This is a genomic window from Polaromonas sp. P1_G4, from assembly GCF_056405475.1.
On sequence record NZ_JBFUCA010000251.1, the window covers coordinates 1 to 6,082 of the forward strand.

The 6,082-nt window shown below is 59.6% G+C and carries 4 protein-coding genes; 1 reads left to right on the forward strand and 3 read right to left on the reverse strand.

All coding sequences use genetic code 11. The features are described 5' to 3' along the window. Nucleotides 1–1,027: M20 family metallopeptidase (locus AC1D1X_RS13450; RefSeq protein WP_477698447.1), on the forward strand; the 1,027-nt coding region annotated here is incomplete at its 5' end. Nucleotides 1,028–1,449: 422 nt separating this feature from the next. Here the strand turns inward: AC1D1X_RS13450 and AC1D1X_RS13455 are convergent. The 3 genes from AC1D1X_RS13455 to AC1D1X_RS13465 form a co-directional block, all read right to left on the reverse strand. Continuing rightward, nucleotides 1,450–2,046 carry a hypothetical protein gene (locus tag AC1D1X_RS13455; RefSeq protein WP_477671709.1) on the reverse strand — a complete coding sequence of 199 codons (597 nt, stop codon included), beginning with the start codon at nucleotides 2,044–2,046 and terminating at the stop codon, nucleotides 1,450–1,452. Then, the gene (locus AC1D1X_RS13460; protein ID WP_477698448.1) at nucleotides 2,043–4,691 is read right to left on the reverse strand and encodes an Ig-like domain repeat protein; all 2,649 of its coding nucleotides are present in this window, start codon (nucleotides 4,689–4,691) and stop codon (nucleotides 2,043–2,045) included. The genes AC1D1X_RS13455 and AC1D1X_RS13460 overlap by 4 nt, the downstream gene beginning before the upstream one ends. 35 nt (nucleotides 4,692–4,726) lie before the next feature. Then, nucleotides 4,727–6,082 (reverse strand): LamG-like jellyroll fold domain-containing protein (locus tag AC1D1X_RS13465; protein ID WP_477698449.1); only part of this gene is annotated, 1,356 nt, incomplete at its 5' end.

Genomic DNA, 6,082 nt, shown 5'->3' on the forward strand with positions numbered 1-6,082 from the left:
GGCCCAGGCCATGGCGGGCTGGCTGCAAACCGCGGGCATCAGCGCCGAACACCGCGGTGATGTCGCCGAGGGCGACGTGCTGCTGGCCCGCCTGCCTGGCGCGCAAGCCGCGGCAGCGCCGGTGGTGTTGATGGGCCACCGCGACACCGTGTTCCCCACCGGCACCGTGGCCCAGCGGCCCTGGCGCGTGGACGGCGAGCGCGGCTACGGCCCCGGCGTGTCCGACATGAAGTCCGGCCTGGTGCTGCAATGCTTTGTGATGATGGCGCTGCAAAAGCTGCCGCCGCTGCCCTTCCCGGTGCTGGGCCTTTTCACGGCCGACGAAGAAATCGGCTCGCAAAACGGCCGCATCGCCATCGAAACCCATGCGCGCGGTGCACGGGCAGTTTTCAACTCAGAACCCGGCCGCGTCAGTGGCAACCTGGTCACCGAGCGCAAGGGTGGCGCCACCTTTTTGATTGAAGTCACCGGCCGCGCCGCCCACTCGGGCATGAACCACGCTGACGGCGCCAGCGCCATCGGCGCCCTGGCGCAACTGGTCACCGCCTTGCACGCGTTAACCGACTACAGCTGCGGCATCACCACCAATGTCGGTTTGATCAGCGGCGGCATGTCGACCAACACCGTGGCCCCAGCGGCGCAGGCCAAGCTGGACGTGCGCTTTCGCACCCTGCCCGAGCGCCAGGCGGTGTTCGCCAGCATCCACGCCCTGGCCGCCGCGCCCGGTGTGCCGGGCACCACCATCCGCATCACACAGATGTCGGAGTCGCTGCCCCTGGAACCCGAAGCCAGCAGCGACCTGATGCAGCGCTACAAGGCCAGCGCGGCCCTGGTCGGTTTCGACGTGGCCGGTGAAGCAACGGGCGGTTGCTCCGATGCCGGGTTTACCGCCTCGCTGGGTATTCCCACACTGTGTGGTGTCGGCCCGGTCGGCGCGAAGGCGCATACCGATAACGAATACTGCTGCCTCGATACGCTGGTGCCGCGTGCGCAGGCGCTGGTCAAGACGGTGTTGAGTTTGGCCTGAGCGTACTTCGCCGTAGGAGGCGAGAGGCAACCCACGACTGTCAAGTTTCGCGTCGATGTGACCCRCTTTTTTCGCMGTYGCTTGACCCAYATMAAAACCCTGAAATGTGGATCGCCAGTCCTGCGAAAAAGAGCGTCATCGGTGGCTCAGCGCTCGATAAAAAAACGGATCAAACAAGCACGAAAWTCCACATACTGGGTGAGCTTTCCCCTGGCATCGGTTTTGGTGGGCAGGTTGCCGAGCGCGTCATAGGTGTACTGGCTGGCTCCCGTAACCTGCTGGTCCCAGCCCGAGGGGTCACTCCAAAACTCGGGGCAGACCTCAGTGCAATTCAACGGCCATCCGGAAACTCAGCTTTAGCAGCTGGGGCTGTGGATGAATTTTTTTTGGTTGAAGAACGAGAGGAAACCGGGCGCTGGTGCCTATAGGGATTGCCTCTTTATCGCATCACGAATATCCGCAGCAATAACCTTCTTCAAATGCGCAATTTCATTACCTAGAGCATCCGAACTGAATTCCGACCAAGCGCCGACCGTTTGGCGTCCTTCATGTTCACCTAGACGAGTGGCAACTTCAAATATTCTCTTGCCTCCATACATGTACAGGGCAATATGACCGACTCTACTTTCGACAAACGACAAGGGAATTAGAAGGTCATATAGCTTTTCGTCATCGGCCGTATTGCACTCTTTATCAACTCGATCCCAATAGCCCGCCATCCACGAACACCACCCACCACAAGGAACAAGCTGCTCCATACCTAGAGCTGACGGGGGATTTGATATGAGCTTATCCAAAGATCTCAAGCTTTCCAAAAAATTTCCCGGATGAGTCGCCGGAATGATGAGATGCTTCGCCTCTTCACGGTGAAGCCATATCTCCGCAACGGCAAACACAAAGTCTGGGCCATGATGATGAAATCTCTTTGTGAAATCTATAGATGATTGAATATTGACACGGACTTCGATCGAGAAACCTATCAAGCTAAAGTAATAAGAAGCACTGTTTACATCCATCATTTCGCCCCTGGTTTTCTTGTCCAGTTCGGAAAGCCAGCGTCACGCCCCGCTCTCCATTGCTCGTGAGTTAACTCACGCTGATTGACAACATATCCGTGCCAGTACTTGATACATTTTTGCTCATCAGTACGCTGCAACCGAAACATGACAAGTTCTCCGGTCAGACCGTCAAATCCAAGCTTCCATTCGCCTGCGCCCATCGAATTTTGCAGGGCGAACTCCGGATTTGCAGGCTCGGCTCCGCGGTTCCCAATTTGGGTTTTCCCGTGCTTTGGTGCATTCTCTCTTCCGACATCGTAAACGTCAGTGTATAACGCACAGCATTCTTTTTTCTCGGGTGAAGCCTCGACCTTTGATGCACCTTTGTCTTTATTTGCTTCCTGTACAGCCATCCACGTCAGGCCAGCAACTCCAACTCCCGCCACACATCCAGCAGGTCCTCCAAAACACCACGCTAACGATGCTTGCTTTCCATAAGGGTCAACAAAGGACGTTGGGTTTCCAGCGACATATCCAAAGGTGTTGATGCCTCCGGCGAGCCCAATAGGATCAGATTGAATGTATCGGCCAATGCGCGGGTTGTATTCCCGATTCCAGTTCTGGAACAGCCCACTCTCGGCATCAAAGGTTTGCCCAGGCAGTCGCTGGTTATATGTGAAGGTCCCCAGGCTTTCGGGGTTCTGATCAGGCGCCGTCGCSCCAAAGGGYTCCGCCGTATCCCAGCGCCAAACGAAGGCTTCATCACTCTGACGTGTGATCACTCTCGGCGCACCCAGCTGATCAGTTGAGACGTTGTACAAGCTGATGGCGATGTTTGATCCCGCAGCCGTGCCCGTCTGCTTGACTACCCCGACCGGGCTGCCCAAGTAGACGGTTTCGTATTGGGGCACGCCATTGGCGTCGTATTCACCTAGCAGCTTGCCCTCTTCGTCATAGACGTAGTAAGCCGCACCGGTGGGCACCAGAGCCGTCGGGCCCGTCTTGCTCATCCTCAGCTCCAGCGCGCTGTAGCTGTAGCTCACCGTGCCACCGGCGTTCGTCATCGTCGCCAGTCTCCCGCGGTCGCTGTACGTATAGCTGTTGGTCCCATCGCTCGTGATATTGCCCGCCGCATCGTGTTGCACGGTGGCTGTTCCCGTGCTGTCCTGGGTCTGGTTCAGCCGGTTGCTCGTGGTGGCAATCGTGTTGGGGTAGCTGGTGCCGCCAATGACTTTGGCCGTACGGTTGCCGGTGGCGTCGTAGCTGTACTGCACCGCACTGCTGCCCAGAGTGGCGCTGATCAGCCGGTTCAGGTTGTCATAGCCAAAGCTCTGGTCCAGGCTGGGCACCGGAGTCCCGTTGCTGGTGTGGGTGTAGCCGGTGATGCGCCCGGCGCTGTCCCGGTTAACGGTGCGACGGATGCCAGTGCTGGTYGGGTCGCCCAGGTTGTAYGCRCTGATCTGKCCGTTGGCRTCRTAGGCAATCGCCTGRGTCTTGCTGCTGGCCCAGCTCCAGCCRGTSAKTTTRCTTTCMGCRTTGGTRGTGATRCCYGCTATCAGCGGCARGGTGGTGCCGGTRTTGGTGCCCRCGCCRTTGGCGTTCGGCGGATTGACCGTGACGGCATTGACCACGCCCTGGGCATCGTAGCTGTAGTTGACCTTTGTTCCGCTGGGGTAGGTGATTGCCGTGAGTTTGTCCAACGCACTTCCGCTATCGCCCCAGCTGTAGCCGACGGTGAAGGTCTTGCCGCCTATGGTCTGGGTYTTGCCKGTCTTGCGGCCCAGGCTGTCGTAGCTGTAGACRGYCTGGCCGGAGGCGTCRGTGATTTTGGTGAGYTCGCCTACGGCKGCCGGGGTGGGRGTGGATCCGCCGTCGTACTCGAGCACGCTGGSCGTGCCGGTGGCATAGCTGATGGTTTTGAGGCGGTCCAAGTTGTCATAGGTGTACTGGGTGAGCTTGCCTCKGGCGTCGGTCTTGGTCAGGACGTTGCCGTTGAGGTCRTAGGTGTACTGGCTSGYKCCGGTRTCMGGGCTGGTYTGCGCKGTGACATCRCCCAGGCCGTTGGGGCTGTARGTGGTGGCGAGGTTGCGGGGGTCGGTGACCTGGGTCAGGTTGTCATTGGCGTTGTAGGCRAAGCCGGTGGTGGTSGGSGTSSYRCTWCCGGTGTTGGCGGGCTGCTGGGTCTGGATGGGGCGRCCCAGGCTGTCGTAGTAGGTGTAGCTGGCAAGACCATTGGGRTCGACCACGGTGGTGGGCCTGCCCATGGCGTCGTAGCCGTATTGCCAGGTCAGGGTGCCGCTGTTGATGGCGACGGTGATGGAGCCAGATGTGGAAGGGTCGTTGTTGGTATCGCCTGCGTAGTCGGCGCTTAAGGCATGGCTGCCCAGGGCTAGGGCGTTGGTGGCAAGCGTTGCCACGCCGCCTGTCACGGCGCCGCTGCCCAGAGTGGTTCCACCATCCTTGAAGGTGACGTTGCCGGTGGGACTGGCGCCTGTGACGATGGCGGTCAAGGTGATGTTCTGGCCGACCGGCGCAGTCCCTGCGCTGCTTGAAAGCGCTGTGGTCGTGGGGGTGGCGGCCAGCGCCAGGACCGGAGCCAGGGCGATGAGCAGTGCCAGGCGGCTGAGCCAGGTGGTGACGGCTCTGGTGGAACTAGGGCTGCGCATGCGACCTCCTGCTGGGGTGATGGTTGTTGTGGTGTTCAATTGCTCGCTCCCGTGAGTTGCTGGACCCGGTTCAAGGCGTCATACACCCGGGTAATGTTTCTTTGCAGGTTGCCCTGTGGGTCTTTGACCTGCTCGCCGGTCTTGTTGCCCATAGCGTCCAGGGTGTAGCTGACGGTGTTGCCTTTGGCGTCCGTCACACCCGTCAGGCGCTGTGCGGCGTCGTAGCTGTAGCTCATGGTGCTGTTGTCGGGCAGCGTGACGCCTGTCAGCTGGCCGGCGTTGTCGTAGGTGTAGCTGGTGGTGCGGGCTGCTCCGCCCGGCGGGGTGACTGTCACGCTGCTGACCCAGCCTCGAGGCGTGTAGCTCATGTCTGTGACGATGCCTTTGGGGTCGACCATCTGTCGCACACGCCCTGCCCTGTCGTACAGCGTGAACTGGGTCACGTGGCCTGCTGCATTGGTGATCGACTGGAGATCGCCTGCTGTGTGGCCTACCGCATTTGGGTCAATGGTGATGGGTCCGCTATTGGGGAAGGCCTGTGCCGGTGGTGTGAAGTTGGTGGTGTACCGCGCAAATCCCTTGGTGATCCGCAAATCAGAGAGGTACCCATTCCAGCCACCAGCGCCGATCGAGTCGGCACCGATGGCAACATTGCGTGAAGAAGTATTCAGGCTGACGGAAAGAGCCGCAGAGCCAACACTCACGCCGTTGACGTAGAGGGTCACCAGGTTGCCATTGCGCACTGCGGCCAGATGGTTCCAGGTGTTCAGGGGTAGCGCATTGGGCGCATTGATAACTGCAACCAGTGAGCTACCAGCGAAGAACGCTGCCTGGGGGTAACCTCCAATAGTGAGCAATCCAAAGCTGGCGTTTCCATTCACACCCAGTTGGTACTGGCCCACGATGCTTTGAATTCCCGACGCATAGCCCGTGGTGTTGTTTGCTTGATAGACCCAGCTTTCAACGGTGAAGTTTCCCGCGTCAAACTGGAAGGATCCTGCGGCGGGTGTCGAGATATAGGAGCTTGCGCCGTCAAAGTAAATTGAACTACTGCCAAATTTGCTTTGGGCCGTGCTGATCTGCGCATTACCCGACACTGTCAAGGGTCTGGGTGACAGACTGCTGTCCACGATGGGCGAGCCGGCCGCACCAGTGCCGTTGAGCAGCAAGCTGACGCGGTTCCACTCGGGGTCTCCATTGGACACAGCTCCGCTGAAGCTGTTACTGCCATAGTAGGCGTAGGTCTGGCGGACGGCGCCGTTGACGCTCTGGGTCGCCACCAAGCCTTGTGCACTTCCACTGGGGACGTAGGTCCAGCTGGCGGTCCGTGCCACATTGGTAGCGGTATCTGTGACGGTCTGGCTCAGCTGGTTGCCCTGGGTGTCGTAGGT

Coding starts and splice junctions, on each gene's coding strand:
- AC1D1X_RS13455 (WP_477671709.1), bottom strand. CDS start 2,046: ATGATGGATGTAAACAGTGCTTCTTATTACTTTAGCTTGATAGGTTTC.